Origin of the sequence: Clostridium zeae, from assembly GCF_017312485.1 — a bacterium.
Lineage (GTDB): Bacteria > Bacillota > Clostridia > Clostridiales > Clostridiaceae > Clostridium_AR > Clostridium_AR zeae.
Genome location: NZ_BMBA01000002.1, coordinates 444,065 through 461,716 on the forward strand (window position 1 = coordinate 444,065; position 17,652 = coordinate 461,716).

16 protein-coding genes are annotated in these 17,652 nt (G+C 30.5%); 2 read left to right on the forward strand and 14 right to left on the reverse strand.

What is annotated here, in order from left to right; genetic code table 11:
* Positions 1-110 precede the first annotated feature (110 nt).
* The 11 genes from J3477_RS11450 to J3477_RS11500 all read right to left on the reverse strand — a co-directional run bounded on the left by J3477_RS11450 (position 111) and on the right by J3477_RS11500 (position 12,367).
* On the reverse strand, positions 111-1,721 hold the full coding sequence (locus J3477_RS11450; protein ID WP_206870082.1) for a putative polysaccharide biosynthesis protein: 1,611 nt from the start codon (positions 1,719-1,721) through the stop codon (positions 111-113).
* A gap of 13 nt (positions 1,722-1,734) precedes the next feature.
* The gene (locus J3477_RS11455) at positions 1,735-2,700 is read right to left on the reverse strand and encodes an RluA family pseudouridine synthase (RefSeq protein ID WP_206870083.1); all 966 of its coding nucleotides are present in this window, start codon (positions 2,698-2,700) and stop codon (positions 1,735-1,737) included.
* Positions 2,701-2,752: 52 nt separating this feature from the next.
* A complete protein-coding gene (locus J3477_RS11460) occupies positions 2,753-3,943 on the reverse strand; it encodes a M20 metallopeptidase family protein (protein ID WP_206870084.1) in 1,191 nt (396 codons plus the stop codon).
* A 12-nt stretch (positions 3,944-3,955) separates the two neighbouring features.
* The gene (locus tag J3477_RS11465; RefSeq protein WP_206870085.1) at positions 3,956-5,950 is read right to left on the reverse strand and encodes a cell division protein FtsA; all 1,995 of its coding nucleotides are present in this window, start codon (positions 5,948-5,950) and stop codon (positions 3,956-3,958) included.
* A 219-nt stretch (positions 5,951-6,169) separates the two neighbouring features.
* A complete protein-coding gene (locus J3477_RS11470) occupies positions 6,170-6,385 on the reverse strand; it encodes a hypothetical protein (protein ID WP_206870086.1) in 216 nt (71 codons plus the stop codon).
* A 111-nt stretch (positions 6,386-6,496) separates the two neighbouring features.
* Positions 6,497-7,351, reverse strand: a complete 855-nt coding sequence (locus J3477_RS11475; RefSeq protein ID WP_206870087.1) for a permease prefix domain 1-containing protein — start codon at positions 7,349-7,351, stop codon at positions 6,497-6,499.
* Positions 7,341-7,685 carry a PadR family transcriptional regulator gene (locus J3477_RS11480; protein ID WP_206870088.1) on the reverse strand — a complete coding sequence of 115 codons (345 nt, stop codon included), beginning with the start codon at positions 7,683-7,685 and terminating at the stop codon, positions 7,341-7,343. The genes J3477_RS11475 and J3477_RS11480 overlap by 11 nt, the downstream gene beginning before the upstream one ends.
* 155 nt (positions 7,686-7,840) lie before the next feature.
* The gene (locus tag J3477_RS11485; protein WP_206870089.1) at positions 7,841-8,722 is read right to left on the reverse strand and encodes a VanZ family protein; all 882 of its coding nucleotides are present in this window, start codon (positions 8,720-8,722) and stop codon (positions 7,841-7,843) included.
* A 2-nt stretch (positions 8,723-8,724) separates the two neighbouring features.
* Positions 8,725-9,057 (reverse strand): PadR family transcriptional regulator, encoded by a 333-nt coding sequence (locus tag J3477_RS11490; RefSeq protein WP_206870090.1) that lies wholly within the window; start codon positions 9,055-9,057, stop codon positions 8,725-8,727.
* 254 nt (positions 9,058-9,311) lie between these two features.
* Entirely contained in the window at positions 9,312-10,106 is a 795-nt protein-coding gene (locus J3477_RS11495; RefSeq protein WP_206870091.1) for a hypothetical protein, read from the reverse strand.
* 254 nt (positions 10,107-10,360) lie between these two features.
* On the reverse strand, positions 10,361-12,367 hold the full coding sequence (locus J3477_RS11500; RefSeq protein WP_206870092.1) for an ATP-dependent helicase: 2,007 nt from the start codon (positions 12,365-12,367) through the stop codon (positions 10,361-10,363).
* Between the two features lie 396 nt (positions 12,368-12,763).
* Here J3477_RS11500 and J3477_RS11505 point away from each other — a divergent pair, with 396 nt between their 5' ends.
* Complete coding sequence (locus tag J3477_RS11505; protein ID WP_206870093.1) at positions 12,764-14,239, forward strand: nicotinate phosphoribosyltransferase; 1,476 nt, start codon at positions 12,764-12,766, stop codon at positions 14,237-14,239.
* A gap of 380 nt (positions 14,240-14,619) precedes the next feature.
* On the opposite strand, the gene J3477_RS11510 is transcribed toward J3477_RS11505, so the two are convergent.
* Positions 14,620-14,835 carry a hypothetical protein gene (locus J3477_RS11510; protein ID WP_206870094.1) on the reverse strand — a complete coding sequence of 72 codons (216 nt, stop codon included), beginning with the start codon at positions 14,833-14,835 and terminating at the stop codon, positions 14,620-14,622.
* Positions 14,836-14,954: 119 nt separating this feature from the next.
* Positions 14,955-16,154, reverse strand: a complete 1,200-nt coding sequence (locus tag J3477_RS11515; protein ID WP_206870095.1) for an EAL and HDOD domain-containing protein — start codon at positions 16,152-16,154, stop codon at positions 14,955-14,957.
* 138 nt (positions 16,155-16,292) lie between these two features.
* Between J3477_RS11515 and J3477_RS11520 the strand changes: the two genes are divergently transcribed.
* Positions 16,293-16,805 (forward strand): QueT transporter family protein, encoded by a 513-nt coding sequence (locus tag J3477_RS11520; protein ID WP_206870096.1) that lies wholly within the window; start codon positions 16,293-16,295, stop codon positions 16,803-16,805.
* A gap of 217 nt (positions 16,806-17,022) precedes the next feature.
* On the opposite strand, the gene J3477_RS11525 is transcribed toward J3477_RS11520, so the two are convergent.
* Positions 17,023-17,367, reverse strand: a complete 345-nt coding sequence (locus tag J3477_RS11525) for a hypothetical protein (RefSeq protein ID WP_206870097.1) — start codon at positions 17,365-17,367, stop codon at positions 17,023-17,025.
* Positions 17,368-17,652 lie beyond the last annotated feature (285 nt).

A 17,652-nucleotide genomic window follows, 5' to 3' on the forward strand; every position in this document is an offset into this window, starting at 1 on the left:
ATCACTTAATATAATTTTAAATTAAATTCAAAAAAGAATTAAAGAATTCATAAGAAAATACGATAAGTAAAGGGATGAGGAAAACCTCATCCCTTTACTTATTTATAGTTCTATCTAAGACGTCTTTTTAAAAATCTTGGTAATAATTTAGATACTTTTGGTGACATAGAATCCATTTCAGCTTTTGTTATGCCTCCTATGGATATCATTGTATATAGATATACAATTCCACCACATACTATGGCAATAAATAAAATCATTGAATTAACTATTCTTCCTTCACCTAAATAAGTGTTCATTATTCCGAATACAGATATTTTTAAAACAAATATAACTGCAGTCATAGCTAGAGAACTTAATATAGGCTTAGATGCCACCTTAAGCAAAGAAAATTTAAACTTAAGAGTTTTACACATCTTTCTATGGTTTAATATCATCGGTACAAAAAAGCATAAAATTCCACCAACTACAGCTCCTTTGACATTGATGTCTCTATATCCTATTAAAATATAGTTAGATGCTATTTTAAGAACTATTCCTACGCATAGAGAACCCACTACAAAATAAAACTTATTTACTGCTTGTAAGATTGTATTTTGTATTTGAACTATAGCCATAAAAATAACCACTACTGATCCATATACCATAAGTTCATATCCAGTAGTCTTACCAAAAAGCACTTTATATATCTCCGCACTCAAAATAGCTAGTCCAAATGCTGCTGGAATTGCTATGTCATAGCTTATTCTTATTGCAAACAATATACTTTCCTTCATACTCTTTTTATCTTTAGCTATTAATGCTCTAACTATAGCTGGCATTACTGCTGTAGCTAATGCGGTTATTATAGTTAACGGAACATATAAAAGAGTTTTATAATATCCTAGTATTCCATATAGAACATTACCTTCATCTTGTGTAAATCCAGCATGTGCTAGTCTTGCAGTAACATTAAACATATCAACCAACGCCCCAAAGTTTTGAAGACCTGCGCTTAATGCTATTGGAAATCCGTAGGTCACAAGTTTCTTTATTATTACCTTGGTTCTTATTCTCTTAATGTCCTTATCTTTATTAACTACTTGCTTATCGATTCTTTCAACCGCTGCTATGTAAATTAGATAAACTATTGCTATAAAAGCTCCTAAAGAAGTTCCGACGGTTCCTCCTGCACTTCCCTTTTCAACTCCATACTTTACGAAAATAAATGCGAATAACAAACTTACTGCCACATTCATAAACTGCTCTACCACTTGAGATACAGCTAAAGGCCCCATAAGTCTTCTTCCTTGAAAATAACCTCTGTAGGCACATAAAACAGATGTTAACGCTATAGCAGGTGCTAAAGTTATAAGTCCTATAAATATGTCTGGATTACCACTTTTTTGAGCTATAAACTTAGCACTGGCTATAAGTACAAGTGTAATTCCAGTTCCAAACAGAAGTAATAATGTTCTTGCTAATCTAAAGGTTCTCTGAGCATCCCTATGATTTTCGACTGCTGAAAGCTCAGATATATATTTTGCTATTGCTGTCTGCATCCCGAGATTTAATACAGCATAAAGAAAGGTAAAGACCTCATAGGTCTTTTGATATATACCATAACCTCCAGTCCCAATTATCCCTTGAAGCAAAGGTACATATAGCAAAGACAAAAGCTTTGCTAATATGCCTGCTAATGAAAGTATGGCAAATCCTTTACTGGTTGATTGCTCTTTCATAATATACCCCTAACTAAATAACAAATTTAAATACGTCCTTTTTCACCTTTTTAAACATAGGAGGAAGACCTTCAGCTATAGTTTTATTATTTAGATAACTAAACTTTTCTGGTACATCCCTAAATATAACCTTATATGCATATAAAAATTGATAATTAAGTCCAAATTTGTTTTCAAAGAAATTATTTAGCTTTTTGTCACCGTATTTAGGATCACCTATAATAGGATTATTCAAATGTGCTAAATGAGCTCTTAGTTGATGACTTCTACCTGTAATTAGTTCTAATTCTATAAGTGAATATGCCCCATTACTTTGAATAGTCTTAACATCCATAGCTATTTCCTTAGTGTCTGGAACATACTTGTCATATACCGTAGCAGTGTTATTTTCATCATCCTTAGAAATATATGCTTCATATTTACCGTCTTTAATTCTACCTCTAACTAGAGCAGTATAGTACTTCTGTATTTTTCTATCTCTTATCATTTCATTAAGAAGCTTTAGGGCTTCAAAGTTCTTACCAAAGAATACTATTCCAGAGGTATTTCTGTCCAATCTATTGCATGGAGCTGGTGTAAAGGTAAGTTCCTTTTCTGGAGTATAATCTCCTTTTTTATGAAGATATGATAAAACATAATCATTAAGAGTTGGCTCTCCATCTTTTTTATCAGAATGCACCAACACTCCTGGCCATTTTTCTACCAAAAGCATATTTTCATCTTCATAAGTTATTTTTAAAGATTTAGGATCTACTAACTGGAACTTTTCAGTCTTATCCTTTTTGGAATCTATATACTTAATCTCTATTAAATCACCAATTTGAAGTGAATACTTCTCCTTCTCCTTTTTTCCATTAACTTTAACATCGCCTTTTCTTAGTGCTCTAAATATAGCACTTAGTGGAACATCCTTTAAAAGCTTTCTAAGAAATTTATCCAATCTTTGACCTGCTTCATTTGTTCCTATTTCTATTCTCACATAATCAACTCCTAATTAAGTTTCTTCCATTGTTTAGCTTAATATTAATTCATTATCTTGTCAAATAATTAAATACTGACTGACATTGAACAGCTACTCCAACAGATAAGCACTGTTCATCTATATCAAATTTAGCATTGTGAATAGGTGCTGTAATTCCTTTTTCAACATTTCCTGCTCCAAGCATAAAGAATGCTGCAGGTCTTTCATTTGCAAAGTAAGCAAAACTTTCCACCCACATTCTAGGAAGCTGCTGCAACTGAACATTTTCTTCACCTATAGCTTCTTTTGCAGAACTTCTCACAAGCTCCACCATGTGATCATCATTGTATAGACATGGGTAACTCTCTTCAATATCTATTTCATAACTTCCTCTCATGGCAGTGCAGATGCCACTTACTATCTCCTTTAATCTAACCTTAGTATTTTCTCTATCTTCAGAGGACATAGTTCTTATTATTCCTTTTAACTCAACCTCATCTGGAATGATGTTTTGTGCTGTTCCTCCCTGAATACTACCTATAGTAAGTACTGCTGGGTTAAAAGGAGTTATTTCTCTGCTCACTATGGTTTGAAGCGCTAATACAACTTGTGCTGCAATAACTACAGGATCAACAGTATTGTTTGGAGCTGCTCCATGACCACCTTTTCCTTTTATCTTTATGATAAATGGATTTGATGCTGCATTGACTACTCCGTTCTTAATCATTATCTTTCCGACTTCTAGATCTTCTGTTACATGAAGTCCAAGTACCGCATCCACCTTAGGCTCTTCTAAAACTCCTTCTGCTATCATAACTCTTGAACCGCCTGTAGTTTCTTCTGCTGGTTCAAATAGAAGCTTTACCTTTCCTTTTAAAAGGTGCTTATTTTTATTTAAAAGCTTAGCTGCCCCCAGTAATATTGTAGTGTGAGCATCATGCCCACAAGCATGCATCTTCCCTTGAACCTTTGAACTATATTCACAACTCTTTTTATCTTGAATAGGAAGTGCATCCATATCACCTCTTAGTGCTATAGTTTCACCTTTCTCCGCCCCAATTGCAGTACCTTCTATTATGCCGCATACACCTGTTCCTGCATAAGATTGATAAGGTATTCCTTCCTTATCTAAAAATTCCTTTACCTTATTTGAAGTCCTAAAAACCTCGAAATCTAATTCAGGATTTTCATGAAAATCTCTTCTTAATGCTACTAACTCATCATTTATTGATAAAGCTTCCTTAAAAAAGTCCACTTTCATATATATGCCCCCTTAATCCCAAAATACTTCTATTTTATCACCTTCGTTTAACTTATCTGTATAAGCTGCATTCTCTCCATTTAATAGAAGATTAAGCCTGCCTTTTACAACTGTCAAATCAAACTCAATATAATTAAATATATCTACAAAAACATACTCTCTCTTGCCTTTAAGTTCCTTCGGATGCCCATTTGCAAATACCTTAATTGTTATTCCTAAGTCTTTTGCTTTATTATGTTGTTCCGTATCAGAATTACTATTAGTTTTTTCTTCTACAATACATATTCTATCACCATTTTTTATTTCATATGCCTCGTTTTGCAATTCACCGTTTACATTTAAATTTATTTCTTCATTTAAGTTTAATATGTATTTTTTAATTCCTTTTAAAGTTCTTGGATATGTAATCTTCACTTCATCGTTATTCTTAATAATAGAATCAATGCTTGCCTTCTCTCCATTTATTTCTATCACAGGCTCTACGGTAACAAGCTTATCATTAAAATAACAAGTTATATCTTCTAAATCAGTTAAATAATCTATAATCTTAGGAGCTGCATCCTTACCTTCTTGTGCATACTCTATGGTTATCTTATCTCCGTCTACAACTAAGTCTTCTAAGGTTGCATCTTCCCCATTTAACCTTATTTTCGCATTAGTTCCGAGCTGCCCAAAGGCCATTCTTTTAGATCCATTAATTGTGAATCTTATGTTTTTACCATTTTTACCCATTAATATTTTAGGATTTATGTCAGCATGAAGTAAAACATCCATTACGTTATGCTTATGAGAATTAAATAAACTTATCAAATTATCATTTAAAGTAACATCAATAAAATTATGGCCTAGACTTTTAATTGATAATAGAGCTATACCAAGCACTGTAACTCCAGAACTTCCTGGTGTTAAATCGGTACAAACACAATCTGTTACAGCATCCCGACCCTTTATACCAATCCTTTGTATAGGTATATTTAACTTTTCACTAATTAATTCCTTTAAATATGGAGTATGTGCTCCTCCACCTACTAAAAATACAGCACTAGGTGCCTTTGAACCATTTAAATCGATTATTTTCCTTGAAACTTCTTCTGCTATTTTTTGAACAATAGGCTCTGCTAGTTTATAAATCTCTTCACTACTTACAGTGTTTTCAAAGCCAATAATATCAGTATAAGCTACTTGTTCTTTTTCTGTTGATTCTTTCTTCATTCTTTCCGCTGTATTAAAATCTACAAGATATGCCTGGGCAATAGCTTCAGTAACTTCGTCACCTGCCTGAGGAACCATTCCATAAGCAGTTACACTTTCTTTATTACAGATAGCTATATCTGATGTCCCAGCCCCTACATCCACTAGTGCAATATTAAGAAGTCTTAAATTTTTAGGAACTACTGCTTCCATTGCTGCAATAGGTTCTAGAGTTAGGTTTACAACATTTAAATTTACCTTATTCATAACAGAATAAAGACTATCCACTACAGATCTAGGTAAGAAAGTTGAAATTACCTCTACAGCTACATTCTCTCCCTTATGGCCTAAAAGATTCGAAATAACATAACCATTCAAATAATAATTTTTCACGCTATATCCAACACAGTATAATTTGCCATCAGTTGTCTTATTTATTTCTTCCTCTGCCTTTAATACTGCCGTCATCTCAAGACTTCTTAGAGTATCTTTTGTTATCTCTTCATCATTTAGCTCCATTTCCCCTTTACTCTCTACAGTTCTGAGAAATCTACCAGCGGCTGCAATAGCAACTTCCTTTAGTTTAAAACCAAGCTCTTCTTCCAGTTCTCTCTTTACTTGACTAACTCCTGCTGCTACTAAATTTATATCGTGGATTTGTCCATCTACCATTGCTCTTTCATCATGTTCTAAGAATCTTTCACATACAACATGAAACTTTTTATCTTTAACTATTCCCACTGTTGCTTTAATAGTTCTTGTCCCAATATCTAAAGAAAATATGACATCTTGCTCAACAATATTATCTATAATCATATTGACCCCTCTTACGTTAAAATCTAAAGGCTCACATTCTACTGAATATGAGCCTATGCTTAATTAAAATTATATTATAAATTTGTCAAGTGGACAACGCTTACTTTTGCTGATTAATAGCAAAGTTTGTTGAAAGTGGCATTTTAAAAGTGTATTACACTAATAATTTATTTTATAGATGACCTTTTGTAATAGCTTTGATTTTAGCTTTAGATTTTTCTAAGTGTTCGATAAACTCCTTACAACTTTCAGTCTTGCTGTCTTATCACCATACCAATAATCTGCAAAACACGAAAATAAACCTAACGGTGATGTTATTGGCATTAGACTAGGAACATCAATACTTAATCTCACTGATTCAAGAAAAATATATCTAAATCCGTATAATGGGCCTGCATACCCACTTATTTCAGCAAACTTTTTAAACATAGCCAAAATAAATACCAGTAAACATCCATCAATGATGTTTACTGGTATTTAATGAAATATACTCATTAGTTAAAAAGAGTTCTATTAAATTTTTCATAAAAATCTACCATTCAATTTTTAGTTAAGTATCGCACTATCTTTTAATCTTATCTTATTGTCCAATAGAAAAATTCCATAACCTATGATATTAAAAATAAAGAATAGTATTGTCCACCCTAAGTTTAATCTATTTATATTGTAAGCATAAGTAGTAGCCCATATGCCAAAGGCTATCCAATATAATACAAGGAATGCTATACCTACGGCTATTTCATTAAAAGGAATATATATTATATTAAAGCCTATTCGTAATTCATACTGCTCACCACTAGGGCTTTGGCAATATACCACAAAATAGTGGTTGTTTTCTAATGTCTTATTAAAGACATCCTTATCGAAACCTAATGGATATATTTCTTTTAATACTTTTTTGTCCTCTTCTTCCTTATATACAGCAACAAATTGAATTTTCTTCTTGTTTTTGTTAACAACTTCATTCACTCTATCTGAGTTAATAGCCATGCCTTCCTGGAGTTTTATGCTCGTTTCTTCTTGCAAGTCTTGTGGAAAATTAACACTTCTATATTCATCCAACCTTTTATGAGATATGAAACAAGCTAAACCTATAAGTAAAGATATTACTAATACATAAAAGGATATTTTATTTGATTTACTTCTTACATTAAATATACTTGTCAAATCCTTCTTTAGATCCTTCGCATCACCAAATTTACTTAACGCTATCTTAAAAGCTTCTTCTTCACTGTTTCCTTGTTCAATAAGTTCTTTAAAGCTAATGATAAAATTAGTTTTCATCTCATCTCTAAAATCTTTAATAGTTTCCTTATCCTCTGATAAATTTGAAGATAGACTTACTATAAATTTATCTATCTTCCTATTTAATTCCTTACTAATTTGCACATCACCTTTCATCTTTTTTTCCTCCCATAAATTTATCTATTAAATCCCGCATAAAAATCCATTGTTCATTCTTCTTTTGTATATACTCTAGCCCTTCTTCAGTAATTGAATAGTACTTCCTTCTCCCGCCTCCACTTTCGCTATCATCCCAATAAGATTTCACGTAGCCGTTTTTTTCTAGTCTTTTTAGTGATAGATAGAGAGTACCTTCCTTTAATTCAAAGGTTCCATCACTAATTTCTTTAACCTTTTTTGCAATTTCATAGCCATACATTGAATTATCTTTTATAAGACTTATCAATATAGTGTCTATGTAACCCTTGAGCATTTCCTTATCCATTTCCATATTTTTCACCTTCCATCCACATATTAACACATAGTACTTAATAACGCAATGTACTTAATAATAAAATGTATATTTTTCTCTATTGTTCACAAAATAAAAAAGCTAGTAAAGATTTATAACTTAATACTTTACTAGCTTTTTCTATGATTTTATGATTAAAGAACTTTTTTCCACTTAGTGTGATATATAAAATATCCTACTAAAACACCTGACATACTTACCAACATATCATCCACATCAAACCAAATACCGTGAAGAGACATACCTGTTAAAGCCATAAGCACCTCAGCAATAGAAAATCCCATATAAACTATTACACCTAGTAGCAAACTCTTCTTCAAAGTTCTAAACTTAGGCCAAAGCATCGGTGCTAAAATTCCTAAAGGGATATATCTTATAAAGATCTTAAAGAATCTTCTTACAATTATAAATGTTGTTAAACCTCTATTGCTCATACCAATTATATTTTCCGGTAGATTTATGAGAGGTACGATATTTATGGAATAGGTCATATTTCTATAAAAGTCCGGATAAGTATTCATTGGAAATATTGAAGTTCCAACAAGGAATAAAATATAAATAAAAAGTAACAATATCAACAATTCTTTTTTTAGATTGATCCTTTGGTTCAACTTTATAATATTATTTAATTTTGTAGATGCTATTATTATATAAATTGGTATTGCAAATGCAAGTATTGTACCTTTTAGATTAACAGTAGCACCATTTTGATTTATTGCTATTATTATAAATATAATAAGCAATACTATTGCTGATACTGATGCCCAAACTGCAGTATTAAGTGTTTTTTTAGTTATAGGTATTACTGACGATAACTCAGATTTAATTTGAGGAATCTCTCCAAACCTTCTGATAGCAATCCTTATACTTTCCTCTTCACTTTTTCCTTCTTTCTTAAGCTCTTCAACCGTTTCAATCAAGTGAAACTTCATTTCACTTTTCATGTCTTCTACTTCATCAGAATTGTAATCTGCATTTTTATATATAGACTCTATGTATTTATCTATCTCTTTCACCCTTATACCTCCTCAAAAAAAAGATTTAATATATCTCTAAAAAATACCCATTCTGCTTTTTTACTTTTAAGATAATCAAGCCCTGCTTCTGTTATCTTATGATATCTTCTTCTTCCACCACTACTTTCTCCATCATCCCAATAGGTAGTTACAAGTCCATTATTCTCTAGTCTTTTTAGCACCACATACATAGTTCCTTCTTTAATCTCAAAGCTTTCTTTGCTTGTTGTACGGATTCTCTTTGCTATCTCATAGCCATATAGATCTTCACTCTTTAAAAGTGTAAGTATAATACTTTCTATATAGCCTTTAATCATCTCTTTATTTAATTCCAAAAGATTCACCTCCATGTAAATTATACCATATATTACTCTATGCTATAAAGTACTTTATAGCATAAAATGTAAATTTCTATTTATAGCTTGAAAAATTATCCGTTAGCAATACTTTTCCACTGCTTTTTTCAGTAAAAATACTGCTCCAGCGCTCTTCCCAATATATATGCCGATAATTAGTCAATCAAAAAGTTAAAAGGCACCTCTCTTTAGAAGTACCTTTTTAAAACACAATAAATTTTTCACTGTAATATCTATTGTGGCGGATTACACACCGAACATGGATCTAGCCCTGAAGCTTTAGCATCATTCAAACTAATTGGTATTTTACTTTTACTCAAATATTTACAGCCATCTCTATGATACTTATGTCCTGTATTAGTGGTAAATACAGTAATTGTTTGCTTATCTGAATTAGAAGATTGAGACGCTGAATTATTAGTAGAAACACTTTTCGAACTAGTATTTGACGAACTAGAGTTACTTGTAGTACCTGTAGTACTTGAATTACTAGATTTTACATTAACTTGTGCAGCTTGTTCTTTTTGTTTGCTTTCTTCTTCTGCTTTCTTCTTAGCATCAGCTTGAGCTTGTTCTTCCTCGGCTTTCTTTTTAGCATCTACTTGAGCCTGCTCTTCCTCGGCTTTTTTCTGAGCATCAGCTTTTGCAAGCTCTTCTGCTTCTCTTTTCGCCTTGTCCTCTTTAACCTTTTGTTCTTCTTTGGCCTTTTCTTCTCTTGCTTTGTCTACTTGTTGTTCAGCTATAACTTTTTGACTAGTTAATCCAGTTTGTTCGCTTTTTGCTGGATCATATGTTAATCCACCTATTCCAAAAGTTATAAAGAACAGAACCATTCCTATAGTAGTTATTGTTTTAAATATTTTTCCTCGTGCCTTAAACTTTTCATTTTTTATATACAGATACCCGCCCCATACTAATGTACCGACAACAGATACTACACCTGCAATTTGAGGGCTTGTACTATATAAGATTAAATATAAAATAATTGCTATTGGTATAAATATAATTTTCTTTTTGAATATATTCATAATAATCTCCCCTTATCAATTGTAAATTATTTGTTAATGAAATGATTATATCATGCATTTTCCCATTTAATCCATAAAAATATTAAATTTATACTTATTTCCAGTTTATTTTTCATTTACTCATACTAAACAAAAAAGTGGATCTTTCATGATCCACTCTTAAAATAATTATGAAATTAGCCTATAAAAATCCAATAAAGGTATAATAAATAAGGCATTTTACCATCATAAAGATTCATATAGCACAATATTACTTACTGCTTATCAATCTTACTTATAAGCATATTCTCAACTAGTATCTTTATAGAGAACCCTCTAACCATCCCGTCATCAAAGGTAATCTCTATATTGTCTTCAGTAGTTCCTTTAACCGTACCACTTCCAAAGCTCTTATGAAACACTCTATCTCCAGGGTTAAAGCCATAATCCTCTCTTACAATATACTTATCAATAGCAATCTCCTCTAAGAATCTTGATCTACCTTTGAACTTCCCTCTCAGCATCTTTGGTGAGTATATAAATAGGTTATCCTTTGCTCTAGTAACTCCTACATAGAATAGTCTTCTTTCCTCTTCGCCATCTTCCTCTGCGTTCTTATGTGGGATTATTTCTTCATTAACATCTATAACATATACGTTTTTAAACTCCATACCCTTTACGCCATGGATAGTACTTAGTATTACAGAGTCTTCTTCACTTTTTCTTATACTATTTTTAATGTTTTCTTCTACTGTTTCCACATGAGCTAGAAGAGTTATTATAGATTTAAATTCTCTGCTTATTTCTTTAAATTCCTCTACTATTTCATCTAACTCACTTATACTTTGTTTAAACTTATCACTATATTCTCTAAGGTGACTATAGTATTCTAATTCAAACAATATAAAATCTATTGCGCTGCTTAAGGTCATTTTATTTAAATTAGAAACATCTCTTTGAAGTTCGTCCAACTTCTTTAATTGAAAAGGGTGTATATCCTCAAGCTCCATCAGTTTTTTAAAATTGCTTTCCTTAACTATAGATTTGCTTACTTTTTCCAAGCTTCCTTTAGATATATATCTAAAAGGTTTATTTATCACTCTTGTAAAACTTTCTATATCCCAAGGATCAATTGATAACTTTAAATATGCTAAAATGTCCTTGCAAATAAAGTGATGAAAAAAGTTATACTCTTTATCAAGAAGTTTAAAAGGAATTTTATGTCTTATTAATCCATCTATTATACTTCTTGACTCCATATTAGTTCTATAGAGAATAGCATTATCTTTATATCTATCTCCTTTATTCTTAGAGCCCTCTACCTTGCTTAATATATCTTCTATTTGCTCGCTTTCATTAAAGGGGATTACAACCTCAAGTCTACCACTTTCTTTCCTAAAGTATTGAATCTTCTTATTATTTCTATTTTTATTATTTGCAATAATACTTTTAGATAAATCAACAATATTGCTAGTACTTCTGTAGTTATAATTAAGGTAAAACTTTTCACCTTGCTCAAAGTTTTTATCAAACTCCACCATATATTCTGGTCTAGAACCTCTGAAGGTATATATGCACTGATCTTCATCTCCCACTGCAAATACTGAATTTTGTCCATTTAGAAGTTTAAGAAGGCTTATCTGGAGTTCATCACAATCTTGAAATTCATCAACCAAAATGTATTTAAATAGATTTCTATATCCATTTAGAATTCTTGGCTCTCTCATAAAAAGTCCTATACATCTTAGCTGCAGATCGTCAAAATCCATCAGATTCCTCTGATTTTTATACTCTTCATATGCCTCATAGCATTCGATAAATACATCCTTACTTATTGAAGCCTCAAATTCAACCATGGAAGTGTTGGAGGTCTTAAAAATTGATATATTATTCAGTACCTCTTTAACTTTTTCTTCTCCAACTTCATCAAGCTTGCCAAGTAATATTTTATTTATAAGTCTATATCCATCACTGGGATTGATTAAATCTACATTTTTTTCATGTCTTTTAAGTATTTTATAAAACAGCCCATGAAAGGTTCCAAAGAACGGATAATTTCTCAAATTGCATAGTTTCATAAATCTTTCTTTCATATTAAGTGCTGCAGCTCTAGTGAAAGTTATTACAACTATATTATTAGGATCAACCTTCTTTTCTTCTATTAAATACTTAATTCTATTTATTATAACCATAGTTTTGCCACTGCCTGGAGCTGCAATAACTAAGGCATTTCTACTATTGCATCTTACTGCTCTCTCTTGAAATTCATCTAAATTAGCCAACTTATTTCCTACTTTCTAGAAATGTATATAACGATGAAACACTTCAATCCGAAAGCTATTTTCAAAACTCCTCTGGGTTCTGAGAGGAGAATTTGAAAATATAAACTTAAATATGAAGTGGTTCATCCATATAAATAAGTAAAGTATAACATTAATTTTAAATTTGATAAACTGGCATATATCTTCCATTATTTAAATACTCTGCCCTTTTGTAAACTTTATTATAGTAAAAATCTTGTACTCAAATTTCAGTGCTTTTCTCTATATTATTGACATTTTTAATTAAATAACAAACCCTTATACTCTCCTAAAGCCTAAAAATTACTAAGTATATTGTAATAATTTATTTATAAGGTTACAATATCCTTATGGTATTTCATGTAAAGGAGATTTGCTATGACAAAAGAAATTAACTTCGATGTAAGAAGTTCTAGGAACTTAACAATGCTTGTAGATTTTTATGAACTTACTATGGGAAATGGATATCTAAGAGATGGATTAAAAGATAAAATCGCTTATTTCGATATGTTTTTCAGAAGAGTGCCAGACGGTGGTGGTTACTGTATAATGGCTGGAGTAGAACAGCTTATAGAGTATCTAAGCAATTTAAAATTCACAGAAGAAGATATAGATTACTTAAGAAGCAAACAAATATTTGCTGAAGAGTTTTTAAATTATCTTGAAAATTTCGAATTTTGTTGTGATGTATGGGCTGTTCCAGAAGGTAACCCTGTATTTCCTAATGAACCGCTTGTAACTGTACGTGGTCCAGTTATCCAAGCTCAATTTATTGAAACTATGATACTTCTTACTATAAATCATCAGACTCTAATTGCTACAAAAGCAAACAGAATTTGTAGAGCTGCTCAGGGTAGAACAGTTATGGAGTTTGGATCTAGAAGAGCACAAGGATATGATGGTGCAATTTATGGAGCAAGAGCAGCGGTAATAGGTGGCTGTGCTTCGACTGCTTGTACTATCGCTGAGGAAATGTTTGATATACCAGCATCAGGAACTATGGCCCACTCTTGGGTTCAACTTTATCCAAGTGAATATGAAGCTTTTAAAGCTTGGGCAGAAGTTTATCCAGAAAACTGTACTTTCTTAGTAGATACCTACAATGTATTAAAATCAGGTATTCCAAATGCTATTAAGGTTTTTGATGAAATACTAAAACCAAAAGGTCTTAGACCTAAAGGAATAAGAATTGACAGTGGAGATATAACTTATCTTACTAAAAAATGTAGAAAAATGCTTGATAATGCTGGTTATAGCGATTGCAAGATTGTAATATCAAACTCACTTGATGAGCACATAATAAATGATGTAATATCTCAAGGAGCAAAAGTAGATTCTTTTGGTGTTGGGGAGAGACTTATAACCGCTAAATCAGAACCAGTCTTCGGAGGCGTATATAAACTAGTTGCTATTGAAGACGATTCTAAGATAATCCCAAAAATTAAGATAAGTGAAAATGAAGAAAAGATAACTAATCCTGGTTTCAAAAAGATATATAGAATCTTTGATAAAGATAATGATATGGCCATTGCAGATTTAATTGCTTTAAATGATGAAGTGATAAATACTGACAGTAGTCTAGAGATCTTTGATCCTGTATACACATGGAAGAGAAAGAAACTTTCAAATTTCTATGTTAAAGATTTAATGGTTCAAGTATTTGACAAAGGAAAGCAAGTTTATGAAAGCCCTTCTGTTCTAGAAATAAAAGATTTTGCTAGTGAAGAAACTGAGAAACTTTGGCCTGAGGTTTTAAGATTTGAGAATCCACATACTTATTATGTAGATTTATCAAGTAATTTATGGAGCTTAAAACAAAGCTTATTACATAAATATACAGATCAATATAAGTAATACCTTACCCCAAAAAACAGTCTAACTATATTTTAGACTGTTTTTTGTTTCTACAAAACTTAATTATCAACTAATTTCACTATACTACAATTTCTTATTAAGTAAAAACGCATTACTTCATACTGAGATTCATATTTTTAAAATACTTCACCAAAACTTATGAAGGCTTTTAGAATTATCTTCAACTTAAGTAATGCCCTTTTATATATGTTAAACATGAATAGATGTTCCCCTTAAGTATGAAGCTTATATTTTCAAAGCATCATATCAAAAAATAAGTTTTAGTATAATTTACTAATTAACCGGTCACATCTTTAATTAAATTTCAATTATACATTACGTAATTGAATATGTTCAACCTTAATTAATATTTTAGAAGATTAGTAGCTTGAAGAAGCCTTGAACTTTTTAATAAAGTAATCCTCTTCAATTTCTTCTGTAAAGTCTGTAATCCTTGTCACTTCTTTTAATGATGTTCCTGTCAAATGTGTATTAAAAACACATTCATCTTTATCCTGTGATGAACTTTTCATAGGACATTCATGATCACATTCTACTGAATGGTTATAATTTGACCAAAAAGGACATTGACCCATAATTATCCCCCCTTTAACATTTAAGATAATCTTTGCCATTTTTCTATAGAGTTATTATATTTTAATTTTATAAAAAAATAAAGAAACATTTTGTTAACAATTTCACTTAGCTAACTTTTTTATGTAATTATGTTTAGCCATTCTAAGCATTCTAAATATATATTAGATAAAGTTTCAATTTCAATGTTATGTCTTTTATTAAAATTAATGATTTCATCTTCTTTCATAGCTTCATAGTTAATTGCTACATTAAGTATTTCATAGAGAAAATTATCATTTTTTATAAGTGCTCTCTTTATATCTTCTTCTATAGGTAATTCTTCCATCAAATGCTTCATATCGGTTGAAAAAATAACATCCAAATAAGAGAATAGTCCTACCAGAAACGCTGAAGCTCCCATTTTTTTATCAATTACATCGCATAAAGTTTCACAAAAATGAGCCCTTACCATTGCATTTTTAGATAATTCTTCATAATCTTGGTTTGTAAAAATATTGAAACTTACTAATATTGCCCACTTTTCTAGTTCTCTTGGTCCTAATAAAGTAATAGCTTGTTTTATTGAATTAATCTTATTTGGCATACCGAAATGTGCTGAATTAATATATTTAATCAGTTTGTAGCATAATGAGGGGTCTCTTCTTATAAATCTTTCTAAACTCTCAAAATCTGAATTACAATCTTTCAATTCTTTAATGAACACTATAAAACTCGATTTGGCTACAGGGCTATGCTTACCTGTAATTATCTTTGGTTTACTAAAAAAGTAACCTTGGAAAAGATCATAGCCTAATTTTAGTGCTTTATCAAACTCTTCTACTGTCTCTACTTTTTCGGCCAAGGCTTTAATATTCAATCTCTTTAAATTTTTACATATTACTTTTTGTTCTTCTTCAGTAGTTAATAAAAAATCTACTTTCACAATATCTATAATTTCAACTAACGCACTTATATCTTGTTCATTACTAAAATCATCAATCGCAATCTTATACCCTTTAGCTTTCAGATTCTTACATGCATTAATAACTTCCTCTGTAAATTCTACATCCTCAAGTATTTCTACAATTACTATATCCTTTGGAAGAAGTTTTGGTAGCTCATCGATCAAAGTATTTTTAGTAAAGTTTATAAAAGCCTTTTTTCCTTCAGTAAGTCTACTCAATTCGATTATAGCTGTATTAGATAAAAGTTCTCTTGTGGCTAAATCACCGTCTACATTCTCAAACTTATTAGTGTAACTATTTCTATAAAGTAGTTCATACCCAAAAACTTTTTTGCTTCTAGTAAATATCGGTTGTCTAGCTATAAATATTTCCATATAATCCCCTCTAGTTCTCTATGTAGTCAAAGTTATGTCTATTTAAAAAATTTATTTTACTCAATGTAAATTTGTGATATAATACATTAGATTTTTGTGTTTTATCCTTGTACCCACTAAAAAAAAGGAGGATTTTCAATGAGTACAAAATCCAATATTAAATTTTTAACTTATACTGCTGTAATTACTGCTATATACGTGGTTATGACAGTTACACTCTCCTATATAAGTTATGGACCTTTCCAGTTTAGATTTTCTGAAGTTTTAGTTCTTCTAGCATTTATAGATAAAAAATACATACCTGGTTTAGTTTTAGGATGCTTTTTAGCTAATATTTCTAGTCCATTAGGTCCAATTGACTGGATCATAGGAACTACAGCTACATTTTTATCTGTATTTTGCATTAGCAGAACAAAAAACTTATTTATTGCTACTTTGTGGCCTACAATAATAAATGGACTTTTAGTAGGTGGCGAGCTATTCTATTTAGGTTTTATTCCTGAAACAAAGTTATGGATTCATCCACTAATACTTACTTCAGGTTCAGTAGCAATTGGGGAGTTTGTAGTAGTTTCTATAGCAGGATACATTCTTTTCAAAGGTTTGTTAAAAAATAATGCTATATTAAATATATTAAAAATTTCAAAGTAAAACTGTTATAACCTTTACACTTTTATTTTATATTTCCATACTATAGTATTATTATATCCAGCTTGAAAAAGCATACTTACTGGCTATTTACACAATTATTACTTATATCGTATTAATTTGCAAATTCTTTAAAATAAATAATATCACAAAGGGAAGATGTAATAAAACATCTTCCCTTTATTTATATTAAGTACATTATTTACTGTTTAGGTGAATATTATCTAGTATATCTGCACTCAGGATGCACAGTATTTTTAGAAACACTTATATTTATAATTTCGTTTTGGAACGCTTTAAGTAAAGCTTTTTCAAGTACTTTTTCTTGATCAAAGTTTTCAACATCACGACACTCAGCAAATACTTTATTTAATTCTCCATTTGCATTTCTATATGTTAATGTAATATAAGGTTTTTCATATTCTACCTTAACAACCTTTAATCCCCAAGAAATTTGAGCATAGTCACCATCTATACTTAATTTAGTTAGTTCTCTAAGTTTATCTTTTTCTTCATTTGGATCATTAATGATAAGTAACTCATCACCGATTTTATACTTTGCCATATTTTAGTACCTCCTTAAAATAAAATATATGACTTCCGCTACTAAGGTTAAGTTTACCACTTTCATATACTGTAGTAAAGGAAATTGACGATATTCTTTATTTAATTATATGTTAAAAGTAATTTGTCAAAAAAACACTTATACTTTGTACCAAATATAAATTAAAACCACTTCTAAAGTTTGTTAATTTCAATTATTGTCAATATAAATTTAATACCTAACAATAATTTTGCTCTACTTTTTATTCTTCTATACAGTTTAATATATTTCCACAAATCAATTGTA

Excerpts from the sequence above, each read along its gene's own strand:
- J3477_RS11450 (WP_206870082.1), bottom strand. The coding sequence starts at position 1,721 with ATGAAAGAGCAATCAACCAGTAAAGGATTTGCCATACTTTCATTAGCA.
- J3477_RS11460 (WP_206870084.1), bottom strand. The coding sequence starts at position 3,943 with ATGAAAGTGGACTTTTTTAAGGAAGCTTTATCAATAAATGATGAGTTA.
- J3477_RS11465 (WP_206870085.1), bottom strand. The coding sequence starts at position 5,950 with ATGATTATAGATAATATTGTTGAGCAAGATGTCATATTTTCTTTAGAT.
- J3477_RS11475 (WP_206870087.1), bottom strand. The coding sequence starts at position 7,351 with ATGAAAGGTGATGTGCAAATTAGTAAGGAATTAAATAGGAAGATAGAT.
- J3477_RS11480 (WP_206870088.1), bottom strand. The coding sequence starts at position 7,685 with ATGGAAATGGATAAGGAAATGCTCAAGGGTTACATAGACACTATATTG.
- J3477_RS11495 (WP_206870091.1), bottom strand. The coding sequence starts at position 10,106 with ATGAATATATTCAAAAAGAAAATTATATTTATACCAATAGCAATTATT.
- J3477_RS11505 (WP_206870093.1), top strand. The coding sequence starts at position 12,764 with ATGACAAAAGAAATTAACTTCGATGTAAGAAGTTCTAGGAACTTAACA.
- J3477_RS11510 (WP_206870094.1), bottom strand. The coding sequence starts at position 14,835 with ATGGGTCAATGTCCTTTTTGGTCAAATTATAACCATTCAGTAGAATGT.
- J3477_RS11515 (WP_206870095.1), bottom strand. The coding sequence starts at position 16,154 with ATGGAAATATTTATAGCTAGACAACCGATATTTACTAGAAGCAAAAAA.
- J3477_RS11520 (WP_206870096.1), top strand. The coding sequence starts at position 16,293 with ATGAGTACAAAATCCAATATTAAATTTTTAACTTATACTGCTGTAATT.
- J3477_RS11525 (WP_206870097.1), bottom strand. The coding sequence starts at position 17,367 with ATGGCAAAGTATAAAATCGGTGATGAGTTACTTATCATTAATGATCCA.